The following is an 18,540-nucleotide window of genomic DNA, read 5'->3' on the forward strand; positions in this document are numbered from 1 at the left end:
TAAAATGTACTTCTGAAATTGGCGTCCCTACGGGGATTCGAACCCCGGTTACCGCCGTGAAAGGGCGATGTCCTAGGCCTCTAGACGATAGGGACGTTTCAGAGGTGGGCGTATATTAGGGTGAAAACCGGGGGGTGTCAAACGCTTTTCCACAAATAATTTCAGATTTCTGTACCGAGTGCATAAATTTAAAACAATATCTGAAAAAAAGCTTGAAAAATACATCGTTTAAGGCGTTTTTTTGAGCATTTCCAGCAATGCCGCGACCGCAAGCGGATGCTGCAGATAACCGCCAATGTCATGCGGATGTTCAAGCTGTGTCCGAATTTCGTGGTTGATAATTGCCGGCTTAAATTTAAAGGGCGATTCCGAGAGGGGAAAGGCGGTGAGGAAATCATCCGCAGAGTAAAAGTTGATCCAGTCGCCTGCGAGAGAAGGCGGCCTTTGGATGGGCTGCGGAAGATGAGACTGTATGACGCGGAATGCGAGCGGCGAGCCAAGCGTGATAAATCTCTGAATGTTCAGTTCAGGGTGCTGGATCATAAAATTGTAGGCAATGACGGTGCCCAATGAATGCGCAATGATCATTTGCGGTTTTGCTGTGTGCAGCTGTTCATGAATCCGTGCATGAACAGCGTGGATGAAGTGCGGATTGGATAAGTAGAGATAGGTTTCGACTAGAAATTTATGCAGCAGGCTGGCATGCAGGTCAGGAAAATGATTAATGATCAGGGCAAAGTCGCGCAGGGCCAAATCCCGGCTTAATGCGGCCATCCATTTTATTTTAGGATTGGAATTCAGCGCATCTTCGACATTTAACTGCGGATTGTTGCAAATTTCGGGCGAGTGTTCATGCGCTGCCTGAGGGCTGGGCTGCAGTGGAACAGTATGAACAAATGGAAAATGCGGCCAATGCTGCGGCATCAATGTGCCGGCGTTTAATGTATTTTGCAGATGGTGCCTTGAAAGCAGGTCTCCATAGAAGGGCATGCGGATGTGCTGCTTTAAATAAGGATAATAGGCATCTTGCTGGCAATGATGCAGCCCGCTTTTGAAAATTCCTAACCAGCGCTGACGCAGTGATTCAGCTGTTTGATTTTGCTGGTTCATTCCATGAATTAAAATAATATTCATAGACGCACCTAGAAAGATGTCCTTTGTCAAAACAGTATAAATAAAAAAAGAGCAGCTGGAGCTGCTCTTTTTTTATTTATACTGAAAAGCCTGATGTTTAGGATTTATTATGGTAGAACGCATAATAGCTGGCGTAGCAGACCGCAATAAATGCTAAACAGCCAAAGAAGCTGATGCGCAGTGATGGATCAAATACCATGCTGATGCAGGTAATGAAACAGAAGATAAAGCCCAGAATCGGCACAATCGGGAACAGCGGGGCAGCAAAGCCCAATTCTGCTTTGGTATGTCCGTCTTTATACCATTGACGGCGGAAGTTGAATTGGCATAAACAGATACTCATCCATACAACCACCATGGTAAATGCCGCAATCCCCAGTAAATTCGTGAAAATTGTTTCGGGTGCAAACTGCTCAGACAATAAGCCCGGCATGCCGCCAATCATGGTGACGATGACAGCCACATAAGGAACACCACGCGCATTGACTTTAGAGAACACCGCTGGCAGCTGCTTTTGATAAGACAGCGACCACATCATGCGGGATGCGGCAAACAGGCCTGAATTCGCAGCAGACAATAACGCAGTGATAATCACAAAACGGATAATGTCTTCAGCATAAGGAATGCCAATATGCTGGAATACCGTAACAAATGGACTGCTGCTGACGCCTTCAGCCGCTAAACCTGCTTCCTGATGCGGAAGGAGTGAAGTCACAACTAAGATGGTGCCCACAAAGAAAATCAGTAAGCGGAAAATCGCGGTATTGATCGCTTTCGGCACATTCTTCGCTGGATCTTTGGTTTCACCCGCAGCTACACCAATCAGCTCTGTACCTGAAAATGCAAAGTTAACGATCAGCATGGTGGTAAAGATAGGGAATAAACCTTCCGGGAACCAGCCTTGGGCCGTTAAGTTGCTAAATAAAGGCGCAGCTTCATAGCCTCTGTAGCCAATCACGCCAAAGATGGCGAGTAAACCCAACACAATAAAAGCAACGACCGTAATCACTTTGACTAAAGCCAGCCAAAACTCAGATTCAGCGAACCATCTGGTTGAAATCATATTCAGGCTGAATACAAAAACGCCAAAAAACAGGGTCCACATCCACATAGAACTGTCAGGGAACCATTCCTGCATCAGTAATGCGGCTGCCGTAAACTCTGTGCCTAATGTCACTGACCAGGTCAGCCAGTACAGCCAGGTAATGGTATAGCCTGTACCTGGCCCGATATAGCGTTTGGCATAGGCGCCAAATGAGCCGGACTCAGGAATATGAACGGCAAGTTCGCCTAAGCACAGCATAACCATATAGGCGATAATGCCGCCCAAAAAATATGAAATGATGGCACCGACAGGCCCCGTTTGTGCAATGACTTCACCCGACCCTAAAAACAGGCCTGTGCCGATTGCGCCGCCAAGCGAAATCATGACCAGATGCCGAGTACTCATAGCGCGTTTTAACGGCGCAGAATTGCCCTGATGCAGAGCATCATTCGGAGATGAGTGCATAAAATGTCATTAAGAAAATAGTAGGAAGCGGGCTATTGTAGAGAAAAATAGTGAGAGTGCAATCAGCTTTTAATTATTTGATAAAAGATAGTCTATAAAAAGATAGATGGCGTCCCTACGGGGATTCGAACCCCGGTTACCGCCGTGAAAGGGCGATGTCCTAGGCCTCTAGACGATAGGGACGTTGCGAGGTGATGGCTATATTAGGGATTTTTAAAAAAGCTGTCAAACCTGAGAAGGCATTATTTTTAAAATATTGAATTGTTTGATTAAAAAATGAGAGATTTGTTTTGAGGTGAGCAATTGAAAGGCGCGGCGTTTTTAAAGGGCCGTCAATCTTGCCATCCATCATGGCGGGCTGAATAACAAAGCGCAGCGGTGCCGCTGCGCTTTGTTCAAAGTCAAATTCATCAAAAATTTTTGATTAAAAAATAGGACTGTTATTGATTTTTATTGTGATACAGCCAGTAATAGCTGGCATAGCATGCCGCCATAAACAGCAGACAGCCGATAAAGCCAGACAGCATTTCAGGGTCGGCGGCCATGCTTAAGCCTGTGGCCGTACAGCAGATAAAGCCCAATATCGGCACCAGCGGGAACCAAGGTGTTCTAAATTTCAACTCACTGACAGTATGGCCTTGCTTCAGCCATTGGCGGCGGAAGTTGAATTGGCTCCAGCAAATGCTCATCCAGACAATCACCATGGTAAACGCAGCCACGCCCATCAGGTTTTTAAAGATTACATCTGCGCCAAACTGTTCAGACAGCAAGCCGGGCAAACCGCCAATCATGGTGACCCAAATGGCAACCACAGGAACGCCTGATTTATTCACTTTGGCAAATACGCGCGGCAGATGATTTTGTGCAGACAGTGCCCACATCATGCGGGATGCGGCATATAAGCCTGAGTTTGCGGTAGACAATAAGGCGGTAATGATCACAAAACGGATCATGTCTTCTGCATAGGGAATGCCCATCAAGTTGAAAACTGAAACGAATGGGCTGCTGCTGAGTCCGCCGTGACCGCCGACATTTAAGCCCGCATCGGTATAGGTCAGCAAAGAACTGATGACGATAATGGTGCCGACAAAGAAAATCATCAAGCGCCATACGGCCGCATGAATGGCTTTGGGCACATTTTTTTCTGGGTTTTCGGTTTCGCCCGCCGCAATCCCAATCATTTCTGTCCCGTTAAAAGCAAAGTTTACGATCAGCAAGGTTGCAAAAAGCGGGAACAAGCCATTTGGCAGCCAGCCATGTTCTGTCAAATTGCTGAACAGCGGGGCAGAGGTATAGCCTTCAAAAGGAATCAGGCCAAAAATGCAGGCAAAGCCAAGCCCGATAAATATCAGCACCGTCGCCACTTTAATAAAAGACAGCCAGAATTCAGACTCGGCAAAGGTGCGTGTGGAGCTGAGGTTGGACAGCAGCACGCCCGCAGCGAAAATCAGGGTCCATAGCCAGATAGAAGTTTGCGGAAACCACTCCTGCACCAGTATGGCGGCTGCGGTAAATTCTGTGCCTAAAGTGGCAGACCAGCCGAGCCAGTACATCCAAGAGACCATATAGCCCGTTCCTGGGCCAATGTAGTTGGTCGCAAATGCCCCGAATGATCCGGATACCGGTAAATGTACGGCAAGCTCACCGAGGCAAAGCATGACCATATAGGCAATGATGCCTCCAATAATATAAGCAAGAACTGCCCCTAATGGGCCTGCTTGGGAAATAACCTCACCAGAACCCATGAACAGGCCAGTGCCAATGGCGCCGCCTAAGGAAAGCATAATGAGATGACGCGTGGTCATTGCGCGTTTTAAAGACGGCGTAGTCCCTTCCGCAGAGGATTGCTGCGAAGGCTGAGAGGGAGATTGCATAGATTGAAAACAAAAGTTTTTAAAAACATATTTTATAGGTTCGTTATATGAAAAATCACATAAATCGGTTTTTTCTTATAATTTATATTTGACTATCAATAAAATAGATATAAATATTCGGATTAAGATTTTGGCTGAATAGCTGAATGCTGTTCGGAGGATGACTGTTTTTGTTCTGCCGGTTTGGTGCCGTCATCCCGGCTGATCATATAAATATATAGCGCGGCAGGAAATAAAATAAGTAAAACCAGCAGGATATTTTTCAGCATAAATATGGGGGGGAGATTGAAAAAAGCCCGCTCAGTATAGCGAAAATGCCGAAGAATAAACACACGGTGATGTTTTTGCTTCATTTTATTTTGTTGCAGGCAGACTAATTTTTAAAGGCCTTGAATATAAGTCAGTAAAGGGGGGGAGCTGCATGTATCCGAGAGGAAAACAGACAGTACGATGATCAGGATAGGCTTTGCAATAGTGCGCTGTCTGTTTGAGAAAACTTAAAAGCGCTGGAGCGCTTTTGAGTTTTGTTTGAGGCCACTAGAACTTAAAAGTAACATCGGCAACAATTTGGCGTCCGATTTCAGATTTTAAATAATAGTCATTGTCTAGGTATTTATTATGCCGATTGGTGACATTATTCATGGTGAGCCCGAACATGCCGCTGTAATCTTTAGAAAATTTATGAGTATAGCTTGCGCGCATATCCCAACGCACCACACTTGGAACGTCCGTATCATCATAACTATAGATAATAGGTAAATCATTATACTGAATTTGATCTTTAGTTGGGATGCTGCTTTTGATCAAGCCATTATGGCGCGGCTTATAAACTAAAAAGTTACTGATATTCAGACCTTCAAGCCTATTTGGTGTGAAATCCCAGCTCAATCGGGCAGTGATTGGGACATTGTAGTCGCTTGCAGGAATATCATTAGTCGCGGTAATTTTTCCGTTATATAAAACATGTGAATATTCTTTTAACTCAACTTCATCAGCATCATTATAGTCTCGCTGAGTATCTGTATAGTTGAATGCAAAATTAACACGATGCTTGGCATTGAGTGCCTCTATAGGCGCGATATTGCCTAAGGTAAAAGTAATATCCTCAGAATTATATTCTTTGTTATTGGTATAAATGCGCGTCCATAAATCAGTGGCGTCTGGACGGGCTAAATAATACTGATCTTTATATTGGCGGTTGACATATTTCATTTGCATGCGCAAGTTATTGAGCTCAGCACTTAAACCGATAAGCCACTCATCTGCATATGGCAAATTGAGGTCACTGCGTTTGACATTAATGGATGAGGTATTTGCGCTTGAGATCCAATCGCTATTAATATTTGTACGGGTATAGTTCTGCTTTAGCGAGTTGATGCCATCCTGTAGGTCAAAATTAAATAAGTAGCGGTCATAATAGCGGCTCCATCCTGTGCTCAGTTTTAAACGCTGATCTGCGAACGGCATATAGTGAAATGCAGTTCGTGGCGCCAAATTATGATTCTTGCTTAAGCTGTCGTAGTCATAGCGTAAGCCGATTACTGCTTCCAGCGTATTCTTCCAATTGACTCGGTCTTCAGCATAGGCAAACCAAGAATCCTGCTGTACATCTAACTGTCCGCTGGTATGCACCGTCTTTTTAATGCTGTATTGTCCAGAGGTTCCTTTGCTTGGGATATAGCTCGGATCACATGCATCTGCAACTGTTCCGTCATTTTTAATACAGTCCGTGCCAAATTTTGATGGTACAAAATAAGCAGTAAAATCATTTGGTCTCTGCCACTGCGCTTCGTTATGGCTGAATCCTGCGCCGATATTGAATTGATGTGCTGTATTTAGAAATTGCAGCGGATTAAACTCGGCATGAGTATTGTATTCTAAGGTCTTTTGTTTGCTTAAAATGGTTCCAGATACACCTTCAGTCGCTGTGGTTGATGTCCCCCAATTTTTATCTTCTGACGTTAACCATGAATACTGATCATTTGAGCTGCTGACTCTGTCATTTTGTTTTTCTTGATAACTGAGATTTTGCTTTAAGGTCACACCATTAAATTTTTTGTCTATGTTTAAATTAATTGCATTGCTGTCAGAGGATTGATGAATTCCATCAGACAGCGCATTTGATACAAATCGGAGCTTCTGATCATTGGCATGCTGAAGTCCTAATTTAAACGAAAGATCTTCGCTTGGATCATAAAACATGTCTAATGAAGCATTATCAACTTCACGTTCTTCATTATAAGGGCGGCCATCTTTAAGCTGTGATGCCGCTTTAATGTCTGCAGTTCTTTGGCTAAGCCCAAAGTTTAAACCGAAGTCTTCCGTAAGGCGGCCATACGTGTATAGACTGAAACCTTGCTTGGTATAATTTTTTTGGGCATTGGCTTTAGTTGGATCATTAAATTCGGCTTCTTCATCTGTATCGATATAATTGAAGCGGTTCCAGTTTGAATTGGTGTAATCATAATTCACTGAACCGTGAATTTCGCCCACTACTGTTTTAGGGGCGCATGTTGTTGCGCTAATGACGCCTCCTGTAAATTTACCGTATTTCGCGCTGACATTGCTGTCTAAGACTTCCAAATTGCATAATAAATCTGTGTTGATCGTAACAGCTTGAGATGTTCCATCTAAATCAGATATGTTGTTGAGTGAACTTGTTCCTGAATATGGATTGATATCATTGTTGAAGCTCATGCCATTTAATAGAAAGCTATTGTTATAAGGCAGGGCGCCATGGATAGACATATCCGCTGCGTTGATTTCAGCTTGGCTCGCTGCATTGTTGTTTTTATTCGAAAATTGAATATTCGGATTAACTTTTAAAAATTCGGAAATAGTTTTCTGTGTATTCGGCGTTTTTTCTAAATCTTCTTTACTGTAAGTGGTTTGCCCGACTTCATTTGCCTTTTCTGCTTCTACGATAATGGTATTTAATTTCACTTCGGGCTGTACGGCTGCATTTTCGGCATCATTTGCATATGCGATAGGGCAAAGCACAGAAAAAATAGCCAGAGCAAGCGGAGAGTGGGCAAATCGCATAGAGGGTAAAGTGGATATAAATAGTAATGCGATCGATTATCATTAACAATGTTATATTAATCAATACAAATGAGACTTATTTTTAATACAAAAAAACGATTTTATTGAGAAGAAAAAACGATTAATCGAGGTTTTTATAAGGTCAAAAAAGCCCCGCTGGCTTAAAATTTGAACATATTAGGCATGTTGCCAGATTGAAATTTTAAGCCAGCGGGGGGAGAGCTGCAATTATTTTTCAGCGCTTAGGATATCTAACAAACTTGGGCCAAGCTTGTTCAATATAAAGCAGAATAATTCAGCTGTTTTCTGTGTGTCATACAATGCAGAATGCGCTTCTTTGCCGTCAAATTCAATGCCAGCCTGAATGCAGGATTTAGCTAAAACCGTTTGGCCAAAAACTACAGCGCTTAAGGTGACAGTGTCAAAAACAGAAAAACTGTGGAACGGGTTCTGATTTTTGGTTCCTGTACGGGCAATGGCTGCCTGTACAAAGCCTAAATCAAAATGCGCATTGTGGCCCACTAAAATGGCATGTGTGCAGCCTTGCTGGCGGCGGACTTCATTGACTGATTTAAAAATGCGTTTCAATGCAGACTTTTCATCTTCAGCCATGGCCATACGCATTGGATTAAACGGGTCTACGCCAATAAAGTCCAAAGATCTGCGGTCTAAGTTTGCGCCTTCAAATGGGTTAATATGCGCATGGTGCGCTTCGCCCGGCACAAATTTTCCTTCTGCATCATACACAATCGGTATGGCTGCAATTTCCAATAATGCATCGGTCTGTGAATTAAAGCCTGCGGTTTCAACATCAACAACGACAGGCAGGAATCCACGGAAACGCTGACCAATTACTGGTAGAGTTTCATCTGTCACACTTTTCTCCATTGAATGGTTTTACCCGCATGCAGCGGAATAATCTGTTCACCATCCAAATAGTCTAAACTTTCAGGAATCACTTGATCTTCTTTTACCAAAGTAATGGTATTGGTATTGCGCGGCAGGCCATAGAAGTCTGCGCCAAAATGGCTGGCAAAACCTTCCAGGCGTTCAATTTTTCCGACTTGATCAAATGCTTGAGCATACAGCTCAATTGCGTTAGGCGCACTATAGCACCCTGCGCAGCCGCATGCATTTTCTTTAGCATTTTTTGAGTGCGGCGCGCTGTCAGTCCCTAAGAAAAATTTAGGGCTGCCGCTGGTAGCGACTTCAAGCAGGGTTTGCTGATGCGTTTGGCGCTTTAAAATCGGCAGGCAGTAAAAATGCGGTTTAACGCCGCCCACCAGCATGTCATTGCGGTTAAACAATAAGTGCTGCGGTGTAATGGTGGCAGCCACATTGCGGTCATGCTCCAAAACAAAATGCGCAGCTTCGCTGGTGGTAATGTGCTCCAGCACCAATTTCAGTTTAGGAAACTGCTTTAAAAGCGGAGACAGCACTTCATCCAAAAAGCGCTTTTCACGGTCAAAAATATCGACATGGTTATGTGTAACTTCACCGTGCAGCAAAAGCGGCACTTGGTGCTCTTCCATTTGCTCAATGACGCCATAAACTTTACTGATGTCACTGACGCCGCTGTCAGAGTTCGTGGTTGCGCCGGCAGGATAAAGCTTGATTGCGTTGACGTGTTCAGACTGCTTGATTTTCAGCACTTCACTTGGCGCAGTATTATTGGTGAAATACAGCACCATGCGCGGATCAAAATTTACGCCTTCAGGCACATGCGCCATAATGCGTTCACGATAAGCATTTGCTTCTTCAACAGTTTTTACAGGCGGGACTAAGTTTGGCATGCAAATCGCGCGCGCAAACTGTTTGGCTAAATCTGGAACCGTGCGTTTTAAGGCTAAGCCGTCACGAAGGTGGGCATGCCAGTCATCTGGCTGAAGAATAGTAATCGAGTTCAAGGCGATTTCAAACTTGGAAATAAAATAGATAATAATGCAAAAAGTGTGAAAATGGTAACGCGTTTTAAAGACAAATGGCGTGTGTGATCTAAATAATTTGAAAAAATTGTGTTATTTTAAGGGCACTAAAATAATTAAATAAATCGTGGCAATGGAATACAAGTACAATCTTGCAAAATTGCAATATGATAAAGAAAAATTAGAAGAATTGATTGCACGCCAAAGCCGCCGTGTCGGACAGGTTTTTCCTAAAAAACTGGAAACTCAATTTTGGATTACAAATTTAGACCGCGCCCGCGACAATATTAATCAATACGTCTGGATCGGGGTATTAACCTATTTTATTTTGACTTTGCTGATGATTCCTGGGGATTACTGGATCATTGAAAAAGCGTATTTCAGCCATGATTTTGTTCGCTGTTTGGCGGGATTGGTGAATGGCGCTTTGTGTCTGGGGCTGCTCTATGTATTTGCCCATTATAAAAAATTGAATCATTATTTCCCGCATGCCTCCATGGTTTTAGTCTTTTGGGCCGTGATTTCTATGTCGTGGCTGACCATGACCGTTTATACGCCGGCTTTAAAGCATCAAGCCATGATGATCATCTGCATGATTTACATCTTGGGCTATATTTTGACGGGCGTGAAGCCTGCGCATATGCTGATGACAGGCCTGATGGCGGCAATGGTTACGATGATGATGCTGTTTTCCCTGTATGTGAAGTTTGATGCCATGGTGATGGGGCGGGTGCTGATCGGCAGCTGCGTGCTGGGCTTTGTCATCAGCAAAATGCTTTGCGCGCGGGAACGGATGATTTTCCTCAGCATGCTGCGGGCGGATATCAGTGAGAAAATTCACCGCATACACACCACCGAGCTGCTGCACTTAAGCCAGCATGATGAACTGACTAAAATCTCCAACCGCCGGACCTTTGATGAAATGCTGGATACCTGTTATGAACAGGCCAAGCGGGATGAAAGCGCCTTATCTATTCTATTTATCGATGTTGACCACTTTAAAAACTACAATGATTTTTATGGGCATCAAAAGGGCGATGATGTGATTTCATCCATCGCCAAGACCGTTAAAAATGCGATCCGGCATATGGATTTTGTTGCGCGTTATGGCGGTGAGGAATTTGTGGTGCTCTTGCCTGAAACTGACGCGCATGGCGCTTATGCCGTTGCGTCTAATATTTATAAAGCCATTGACCGTTTGGAAATTCCGCATGCAAAATCCACCGTGTCCAGCCATGTTACGATCAGCCTAGGCATTACGGTGTTCCGCGGAGAAGAGCTGTCGAAAGAGGATTTGCTGTCTATCGCCGATCAAGCGCTGTACCGCGCTAAGCAGCTTGGCCGTAACCAAATCTATTATCAATCTATCCGCTCTGCGCAAGTGGCTTAATTAGGCTTTCAGCTTTTCATTCTCAGCATTGATGCTGCCGATAATGTTTGCAGCGGTTTAGGCAGAGGTTCAAATCGGGCGGATAGCAGCAGATATTGCTGAAATTCTGCTGCCAATAAAAAAACCGCTCATGTGAGCGGTTTTTTATTGGCAAACAAATAATTATTTGTTTTTATCTTTCAATTGCGGAACTGCTGAACCCGTACCAACAGCAAGCAAGCCAGCGCCAGTGTAGATGCCTAGTTTTGCGCGGGTATCAGTGATGTCTAAGTTGCGCATCGTCAATTGACCGATACGGTCAGCTGGACTAAACATAGAATCACCTTTCTCCATTGTCAAACGCTCAGCTTCATAAGTGAGGTTAGGAGATTCAGTGTTCATGATGGTGTAGTCATTGCCGCGGCGAAGTTCTAAAGTCACCGTACCTGTGACCGCTTTCGCAACCCAGCGCTGCGCAGTTTCACGCAGCATCAGCGCTTGAGAGTCGAACCAGCGGCCTTGGTAAAGAAGACGGCCTAAACGCAAACCGTTGATGCGGTACTGTTCAATGGTATCTTCGTTGTGAATGCCAGTCACAAGACGCTCGTAAGCGATGTGAAGGAGCGCCATGCCCGGTGCTTCGTAGATGCCGCGGGATTTTGCTTCAATAATGCGGTTTTCGATTTGATCCGACATGCCCAGACCGTGACGGCCGCCGATACGGTTGGCTTCAAGAATGAATTCAACAGGATCTTCGATGCGTTTGCCGTTCAAGGCAACAGGGAAGCCTTCTTCAAAAGTCACAGAGACTTCTTCAGCTTTAACTTCTACGTCATCTTTCCAGAATGCAACGCCCATGATTGGGTCAACAATTTTGATGCCTGCATTGAGGTACTCAAGATCTTTTGCTTCGTGGGTCGCGCCCAGCATGTTCGAGTCAGTCGAATATGCTTTTTCTTTTGACATTTTGTAGTCAAAGCCATTGTCGATCAGGAACTGTGACATTTCTGCACGGCCGCCTAATTCGTCAATAAACGTTTGGTCTAGCCAAGGCTTATAAATTTTAAGCGCAGGGTTGGTTAATAGGCCGTAGCGGTAGAAACGCTCAATGTCGTTGCCTTTGTAAGTAGAGCCGTCACCCCAAATGTTAACGTCATCTTCTTTCATTGCGGTAACAAGCATTGTGCCTGTAACTGCACGGCCTAATGGCGTTGTGTTGAAATACGGCACGCCGCCAGTAGAAATGTGGAACGCGCCGCATTGAATCGCCGCAATACCTTCAAGAGCAAGCGGCAAACGACAATCAACTAAGCGTGCTTTTACTGCGCCATACGCTTCCGCTTTACGTGGAATCGCATCGTAGTCGTCTTCATCAGGCTGCCCCAAGTTTGCTGTATAAGCATAAGGTTCTGCGCCTTTTTGTTTCATCCACAAAAGAGCAGCTGAAGTATCTAGACCACCAGAGAAGGCAATACCAACTTTTTTGCCAACAGGGACATTCTGCAAGATAGTTGCATTATCAGTCATTGTTAATCCTAACGATATTAAAATAGGCACCTGAAAAGGGTGGCCCGAGAGAATATATATTTCTTCAATGATATCACTTTTTGGCGCATTTTTTTTCTGAAAAAATTCGGAATAGGCAAAAAAACAATGTGAAGAATAGATTTTATCGAAGAAATAGAACGAAACAGATGCAGTGCAGTAAAATTAGCTTATATACGCAGCATTAAATGCGGTATTTATAAAAAATTAGACCGCATTTATTGGGCTGGGCCTAATGCAGGGGATGCAGGTGCGGCGGGCAGCTCAATGCAGGATATAAAGCCGGCGAATTCGGCTGTATACGCGCTCAGAGGAAAAATAAAAAAAGAGGCAATAACAATAGGAATCGTCCAAAATCAGCTTGGCCAATCATCCAATCGCAAAAACTCAATGTCGGCCTGTTATCAATGCATTATGCAGCGGCCTGCTTATTCATTGCTGATATGATTGATATTGGATTTTTCAGCATCATTTGATGACAGTCAACCATGTGCCGCTTTGGAATATTTTATCGTACGAATAATTCAAACGGCGCTTCAAGCATATGCCGCACAGCAAGTACAGATGGAACTCAAATCAGCACGATATATATTTATTTGCTTTTTGATCGCTATGATTGCTCGCGGCATTTCCAACAGGAACACTGTTTATTCGAAAGAAACAAATACAGCAATCCGCCCTCACAGCTGATCATTCAATCCCACAAACTGCTTCTCAATGGGCGTAAATACATGATCATTCCGTGCGATCAAATATAAACCGATATTGCGGTATTGTTCAGGCACTTCCATATAATATTGAATGTTAAATTTCTCGATCAGTGATTTGGCAATCATAGAAATGCCCATGCCAAGCTGAGTAAATTGAATCAGCGCTTCATGGTCAAAAATATGTGTCGTTTCGCCTTTTTTAATCTGATAATCAACACAAATTTGATCCAAGGTTGTGGAATAGCAGCATTGTTCCGAAGCTAAAAGAACATTTTGCTGATGAATGCAGTCGGCAACGTTGTCATGGTTAATGACATTTTTCCCAATCAGCACCAGATGGTCATCCGCTTTATGAATGTACTGCAGATTTTTCTGCTTTGGATGCCCCAGTACATACGCAATATCCAAATTTCCCTGCACTATTTCATCTTCAATAAAGCCTGTCGCTCCTGTTTTCATGGTGATTGAGAGATCAGGATAAGTTTCATAAAGCTGGCTAAAAGAGGGGTAAAAACGCATGCCGCCTAAGCTGGTATTGGTGCCAAAGCGTAAGTATTTTTCTTGCTGATAAATTTTATTTTCAGTCTCTTCCCAAGTGAACATCATTTTTTTGTATTGCTGATAAAGATTGATGCCTGACTCAGTCAGTTCTACACCTTTAGGCTTGCGAATAAAAAGCTGACGGTCATAGTGATTTTCAATTTTTTTGATTTTAGCCGTCATATTGGATTGCAAATAATTAAGCTTGTGCGCGGCAGCAGTAATGCTTTTAAGCTCTGCTACAGTAACAAATGATTTGATATCACTCATATCGATATTCATTTTGCATCCTCAAGTATCGGTCCAGGCAGGGATCACCAATGACTCACCCAAGACATCAAAAAAAATGATGTATAGATTAAAACATAACATTATTCATGATGTCATTTATTATTTACACTGCTGGAACTTTCCATCTGTTGAGTGCAGCAAATGAATATTAAAGTTGTGAGTGCCATTGCCTTGCTCTGTCTGGTCTGGGGATCTTTATGGGGATTGGTCAAGCACAGCCTGCAAATTTTTCCGCCGTTTCTGTTTATTTCAATGCGTTTGATTTTGGCTGCATTGACGCTGATTGCTGTACAGCTGCTGCTGAAAAAGTCTGTGCTGCCTGCACAAGGGGAATGGAAACAGCTGATTGTTTCTAGTTTGATGATCTGCATCGGTTTCTATGCGACACAGATATTTGCCATGCAATTTGTAGATTCCGGTTTATCCGCAGTTCTGGTATTTACCATGCCGATTTTTATTGGCGTCTTGGCGCACTATATTTTGAAAGAGCGCTTAAATACGCAAAAAATCATTGGACTGCTGTGCGGGACATTGGGCTTAGCTGCCATTCTATGGCCGCAGCTGCACCACATGCATTTGAATTTAGCCTTAATTGGCCAAGGCTTTTTGATTCTGTCAGGATTTTTTTGGGCCATGACGACGGTTTACGTCAAAAAGAATTTTGCAGCCTATGACAAAATGAAGTTGACGATTTGGCAAATGCTGATTGGCGGTTTCATTATTTTAATGGGCGCTTTGGCATTTGAACCCGTCGATTTTAAGGTGTGGCTCAATCCGCTGAATGACTCGATTCTGTTTTATATTGCGGTGATTGGGACCGGTTTTGCTTTTGCGCTCTGGAATTGGATTGTGAGCCAGGTCGATACTTTTGTCGCTTCAATTTCAGTGATGTGCATTCCAATACTGAGTTTGTTTTTTGGGCATGTGCTGTGGCATGAACCGATCACAATCAACATTCTCATTGGAGCCGCTTTTATTTGTTCCGGCATTATTTTCAGTTCATTGAATTTTGCATCAAAACAGAATATTCGGCACGCTGTGATGGAAAATCGGCATTAAATAGCAATGCGTTCATATTAAAGCGATAAGTTGCTGATATATTTGTATTGGCAACTTCCGCAGATTCAAAAAATGAATAAAATTTTTGAAGTATTGTTCTGGAAAAAAACATTTTTGATTATTTCGATTCATTGGGATGGAAAATAATCGAATGCTGAAAAAATGTTCAGTGAAAAACACATCTCATAGGGGGATACCTGTTATGGCAATGAATAATTTACCGCCCTTATATCCGCATCCAAAAAGCAAGAACGAAACCTTAAGCTTGGTGCATGGCATCTATGCAGGGCTGCTTTTTTGCGCATTGGCTATAGTCTGGTATTTGGAATATCAGCAAAGCACGATGCCTATGATTGAATTGGCGGTATTAACTGTGCTGATGCTGCTGATGTTTGGCTTTAATGTTTTGGCCTGCATTCAAGTTAAAAAGGGGAATAATGAAGGGCTGATTTTGTCACGGGTGATGGCTGTTCTTATGCTGCTGAGCTTTCCCGTTGGAACAGTGCTGGGACTGTTTTCACTGTGGAAAGCAACAGCAAAGCAATGGGAAAAGTAACAGTAAAAAACCTGCTTTTTATCTGAATGGATGTGCTCATTCAGTCAGAGGCTAAAGCGTTTAAAAATAAGCTATCAATAGAATATTCATATTTTCAATATGCGGGGGAGCTAGATGGCTTCAAGCCTGATGTATAAATGGCGATCTATTGAGGCGGCGGGTTTACAAGAACAGCCTCCCAAATCTTTGTTTTAGACTAAAGTATAATGTGAGCAGGGCCGAAATTTTCTGGTTCAATGAAAAATATTAAAAATTAAAGATTTAAATAATTTGATCTGAGTACCCTCCGCCTTAAAACCAAAGATAGAATTCCGTTTTTAAGAACAATATTGGTATGACCAATTTTAAATCATTAAATTAATAATTGATCTTTAATTCAACAAAAAGTACGATATTCTTGCTTGTGGTGATATATTTTTTATTTAATTGAATATTGGTCTTACCAATTATTGAGAAATAAGTGTTTGATCAGATCTCTTTTAATTTTCCTGAAAGCATTTCAAGGAGATGACAATGCTTCAACAGTGGCAACAGATTTATGATCCGATGGGGAATATCTGGGTTTCCAGTGCCATCGCGCTCATTCCAATTATCTTTTTCTTTTTAGCGCTTGCTGTGTTCCGCATGAAGGGAAGCGTTGCCGGCACGATAACTGTCGTGCTTGCATTATTGGTGGCTTTATTTGGCTATCAAATGCCTGCGCCGATGGCATTCGCTTCAATGATTTACGGATTCTTTTATGGTCTCTGGCCGATTGCCTGGATCATTATCGGTGCAGTATTTCTGTATAAAGTGTCTGTGAAAACAGGGCAGTTCGATATTATTCGTTCTTCAATCCTGTCCATCACTGAAGATCAGCGTCTGCAAATGCTATTCGTTGGTTTTGCATTTGGTACTTTCCTTGAAGGCGCGGCGGGCTTTGGCGCGCCTGTGGCGATTACAGCTGCGCTTTTAGTCGGTTTAGGCTTTAAACCGCTTTATGCTGCGGGTCTATGTTTGATTGTGAATACTGCGCCTGTTGCCTTTGGCGCGATGGGTATTCCTATTATCGTGGCGGGTCAGGTTTCAGGTGTTGAAACCATGGAAATCAGTCAGATGGTCGGCCGCCAATTGCCGTTTATGGTCATCATCGTGCTGTTCTGGATCATGGCGATCATGGACGGCTGGCGCGGCGTGAAAGAGACTTGGCCTGCGGTGATTGTGGGCGGCGGTTCTTTCGCATTGGCGCAATACTTAACGTCTAACTTTGTCGGTCCCGAACTTCCGGATATTACTGCGGCAATTGCATCCTTGATTTCATTGACCATTCTTTTGAAATTCTGGCAGCCAAAACATATCTTCCGTTTTGCTGACGAAGATGCATCGATTGATGAAAATCTTGCAGCGCAAAAAGCGAAAAAATACAGCATTGGTCAAATTGCCAAAGCATGGTCGCCATTTGCCATCTTAACGGCAATGGTGACGATCTGGAGCGTAAAACCGTTTAAGGATTTATTCACCAAAGATGGCGCTTTGCATGACATGGTGATTTCGATCAAAGTGCCATTCTTGCATCAAATGATTCAAAAAATGCCGCCTGTGGTGCCTGAGATCAAGGACTACGATGCGATCTATAAGTTTGACTGGTTCTCGGCAACGGGTACTGCGATTATGTTCGCGGCCATCATTACCATCATTTATTTAAAAATGAAGCCGAAAGACGCGATGGTGACTTTTGGTGAAACGGTCAATGAATTGAAAATTCCAATTTATTCAATTGGCATGGTGTTGGCTTTTGCATTTATCGCGAACTATTCAGGGATGTCTGCAACGCTTGCATTGGCGCTTGCGCATACCGGTCAGGCATTTACATTCTTCTCTCCATTCTTGGGATGGCTAGGGGTGTTCTTGACGGGTTCAGATACTTCTGCAAATGCGTTGTTTGGTGCATTGCAGGCAACCACGGCACAGCAAATTGGCGTACCTGAAGTGTTGCTTGTAGCTGCCAATACCAGTGGCGGTGTCACAGGAAAAATGATTTCTCCTCAGTCAATTGCAATTGCCTGCGCAGCAGTAGGTTTAGTGGGTAAAGAGTCTGATTTATTCCGTTTTACGGTAAAACACAGTATTTCATTTACCGTGATGATTGGTATCATCATCACATTACAAGCCTATGTGTTCCCATGGATGATTCCTTGATTTTTCAAATCATGAATCCTCATGCGGTTGCACAGACCTGATGCAAAACTGAGGAAAGCAGATGAAAGTCTCCGACAAAGTGGTACAAAACCTGCGCATGCTGATTGAAAAAAACAGTATGCAAGTCGGAGACCGTCTGCCTGCCGAACGTAAGCTGTGTGAGCAGCTCGGTGTATCCCGTTCCTCTTTGAGAGAGGCCATTTCGCAACTGACCAGTACGGGCATGCTGGTCAGCAAAGTTGGGGCGGGGACTTATTTGCAGCAATTGCCTGCAAACTGGTCGCAAAATCAAATTGTCGAACCTTTAAGTAATCTGATCGATGAAGATCCTGCCTATCGTTTTGATGTGCAGGAAGCGCGGATGATTCTGGAAGGTGGAACAGCGTGGTATGCGGCACAGCGGGCAACGCCTCAAGACCTTGAAAAAATCCGCTATTGTTATGATCAGATTAGCCATTTTCAAGTTTTGGGCGATGATGATCAAGCCTCGATGGCTGATGCAGAGTTTCATCTGGCCATCGCAGAAGCGTCTCATAATCTGGTGTTGATTCAGATGATGCGCAGCTTGTTTGATTTGCTGCAATTTAATGTCGTTTTAGGGCGTCGTAAAGTCTATACCGAAGCCCGCCGTTATGATCAGTTGCGTGATCAGCACCTACAGGTGATGGATGCAATTGAACGTCGTGATCCCGAGGCTGCACGCGCTGCAGTCTGTGGACATATCGAATTTGTAGTACAGCAGGTACGGATGATTGATGAGGAAGAAGCCCGTCGTCAGCGTGCAAGCCGATTGAACAGGATATAAAA

Annotated in this window: 14 protein-coding genes and 2 tRNA genes; 5 read left to right on the forward strand and 11 right to left on the reverse strand. The window is 43.6% G+C overall.

The genetic code is table 11. The features are described from left to right. Positions 1 to 19: 19 nt before the first annotated feature. From F941_RS04785 to pyrC, 9 genes are all read right to left on the reverse strand, one after another. A tRNA-Glu gene (locus F941_RS04785) sits at positions 20 to 95 on the reverse strand. Between the two features lie 133 nt (positions 96 to 228). Continuing rightward, positions 229 to 1,134, reverse strand: coding sequence for a hypothetical protein (locus F941_RS04790; protein ID WP_005008444.1), 906 nt, complete (start codon positions 1,132 to 1,134; stop codon positions 229 to 231). A gap of 97 nt (positions 1,135 to 1,231) precedes the next feature. Further along, entirely contained in the window at positions 1,232 to 2,644 is a 1,413-nt protein-coding gene (locus F941_RS04795; protein ID WP_005008445.1) for an amino acid permease, read from the reverse strand. Between the two features lie 107 nt (positions 2,645 to 2,751). Continuing rightward, a tRNA-Glu gene (locus F941_RS04800) sits at positions 2,752 to 2,827 on the reverse strand. Beyond that, positions 2,805 to 2,996: a hypothetical protein gene (locus tag F941_RS16185; RefSeq protein ID WP_154649274.1), complete on the reverse strand. Its 192-nt coding sequence runs from the start codon at positions 2,994 to 2,996 to the stop codon at positions 2,805 to 2,807. The genes F941_RS04800 and F941_RS16185 overlap by 23 nt, the downstream gene beginning before the upstream one ends. 88 nt (positions 2,997 to 3,084) lie before the next feature. Then, complete coding sequence (locus F941_RS04805) at positions 3,085 to 4,518, reverse strand: amino acid permease (RefSeq protein ID WP_005008446.1); 1,434 nt, start codon at positions 4,516 to 4,518, stop codon at positions 3,085 to 3,087. A 537-nt stretch (positions 4,519 to 5,055) separates the two neighbouring features. Next, positions 5,056 to 7,518, reverse strand: a complete 2,463-nt coding sequence (locus F941_RS04810) for a TonB-dependent receptor plug domain-containing protein (RefSeq protein WP_228128308.1) — start codon at positions 7,516 to 7,518, stop codon at positions 5,056 to 5,058. Positions 7,519 to 7,788: 270 nt separating this feature from the next. Then, positions 7,789 to 8,448: a ribonuclease T gene (rnt, locus tag F941_RS04815; RefSeq protein ID WP_035361767.1), complete on the reverse strand. Its 660-nt coding sequence runs from the start codon at positions 8,446 to 8,448 to the stop codon at positions 7,789 to 7,791. Continuing rightward, positions 8,433 to 9,467: a dihydroorotase gene (pyrC, locus tag F941_RS04820; RefSeq protein WP_005008452.1), complete on the reverse strand. Its 1,035-nt coding sequence runs from the start codon at positions 9,465 to 9,467 to the stop codon at positions 8,433 to 8,435. Before pyrC ends, rnt begins: the two co-directional genes overlap by 16 nt. A gap of 151 nt (positions 9,468 to 9,618) precedes the next feature. Between pyrC and F941_RS04825 the strand changes: the two genes are divergently transcribed. Continuing rightward, positions 9,619 to 10,875 (forward strand): diguanylate cyclase, encoded by a 1,257-nt coding sequence (locus tag F941_RS04825; RefSeq protein WP_005008453.1) that lies wholly within the window; start codon positions 9,619 to 9,621, stop codon positions 10,873 to 10,875. Between the two features lie 162 nt (positions 10,876 to 11,037). Here F941_RS04825 and argG read toward each other — a convergent pair whose 3' ends face one another. Next, positions 11,038 to 12,381 carry an argininosuccinate synthase gene (argG, locus tag F941_RS04830; RefSeq protein ID WP_005008454.1) on the reverse strand — a complete coding sequence of 448 codons (1,344 nt, stop codon included), beginning with the start codon at positions 12,379 to 12,381 and terminating at the stop codon, positions 11,038 to 11,040. A gap of 698 nt (positions 12,382 to 13,079) precedes the next feature. Continuing rightward, positions 13,080 to 13,931 (reverse strand): LysR family transcriptional regulator, encoded by an 852-nt coding sequence (locus tag F941_RS04840; protein ID WP_005008455.1) that lies wholly within the window; start codon positions 13,929 to 13,931, stop codon positions 13,080 to 13,082. A 150-nt stretch (positions 13,932 to 14,081) separates the two neighbouring features. On the opposite strand from F941_RS04840, the gene F941_RS04845 reads away from it, so the two are divergent. The 4 genes from F941_RS04845 to lldR all read left to right on the forward strand — a co-directional run bounded on the left by F941_RS04845 (position 14,082) and on the right by lldR (position 18,538). Then, positions 14,082 to 14,999, forward strand: coding sequence for a DMT family transporter (locus tag F941_RS04845; RefSeq protein WP_005008456.1), 918 nt, complete (start codon positions 14,082 to 14,084; stop codon positions 14,997 to 14,999). Between the two features lie 202 nt (positions 15,000 to 15,201). After that, positions 15,202 to 15,555: a hypothetical protein gene (locus tag F941_RS04850; protein ID WP_005008459.1), complete on the forward strand. Its 354-nt coding sequence runs from the start codon at positions 15,202 to 15,204 to the stop codon at positions 15,553 to 15,555. A 507-nt stretch (positions 15,556 to 16,062) separates the two neighbouring features. Next, positions 16,063 to 17,733, forward strand: a complete 1,671-nt coding sequence (lldP, locus tag F941_RS04855) for an L-lactate permease (RefSeq protein WP_018572443.1) — start codon at positions 16,063 to 16,065, stop codon at positions 17,731 to 17,733. 61 nt (positions 17,734 to 17,794) lie between these two features. Next, positions 17,795 to 18,538: a transcriptional regulator LldR gene (gene lldR, locus F941_RS04860; RefSeq protein WP_005008474.1), complete on the forward strand. Its 744-nt coding sequence runs from the start codon at positions 17,795 to 17,797 to the stop codon at positions 18,536 to 18,538. Positions 18,539 to 18,540: the final 2 nt, after the last annotated feature.

Source organism: Acinetobacter bouvetii DSM 14964 = CIP 107468 (assembly GCF_000368865.1).
In the GTDB taxonomy this organism is placed as follows: Bacteria; Pseudomonadota; Gammaproteobacteria; order Pseudomonadales; family Moraxellaceae; genus Acinetobacter; species Acinetobacter bouvetii.

Excerpts from the sequence above, each read along its gene's own strand:
- F941_RS04790 (WP_005008444.1), bottom strand. The coding sequence starts at position 1,134 with ATGAATATTATTTTAATTCATGGAATGAACCAGCAAAATCAAACAGCT.
- F941_RS04795 (WP_005008445.1), bottom strand. The coding sequence starts at position 2,644 with ATGCACTCATCTCCGAATGATGCTCTGCATCAGGGCAATTCTGCGCCG.
- F941_RS16185 (WP_154649274.1), bottom strand. The coding sequence starts at position 2,996 with ATGATGGATGGCAAGATTGACGGCCCTTTAAAAACGCCGCGCCTTTCA.
- F941_RS04805 (WP_005008446.1), bottom strand. The coding sequence starts at position 4,518 with ATGCAATCTCCCTCTCAGCCTTCGCAGCAATCCTCTGCGGAAGGGACT.
- rnt (WP_035361767.1), bottom strand. The coding sequence starts at position 8,448 with ATGGAGAAAAGTGTGACAGATGAAACTCTACCAGTAATTGGTCAGCGT.
- F941_RS04825 (WP_005008453.1), top strand. The coding sequence starts at position 9,619 with ATGGAATACAAGTACAATCTTGCAAAATTGCAATATGATAAAGAAAAA.
- argG (WP_005008454.1), bottom strand. The coding sequence starts at position 12,381 with ATGACTGATAATGCAACTATCTTGCAGAATGTCCCTGTTGGCAAAAAA.
- F941_RS04840 (WP_005008455.1), bottom strand. The coding sequence starts at position 13,931 with ATGAATATCGATATGAGTGATATCAAATCATTTGTTACTGTAGCAGAG.
- F941_RS04845 (WP_005008456.1), top strand. The coding sequence starts at position 14,082 with ATGAATATTAAAGTTGTGAGTGCCATTGCCTTGCTCTGTCTGGTCTGG.
- F941_RS04850 (WP_005008459.1), top strand. The coding sequence starts at position 15,202 with ATGGCAATGAATAATTTACCGCCCTTATATCCGCATCCAAAAAGCAAG.
- lldP (WP_018572443.1), top strand. The coding sequence starts at position 16,063 with ATGACAATGCTTCAACAGTGGCAACAGATTTATGATCCGATGGGGAAT.
- lldR (WP_005008474.1), top strand. The coding sequence starts at position 17,795 with ATGAAAGTCTCCGACAAAGTGGTACAAAACCTGCGCATGCTGATTGAA.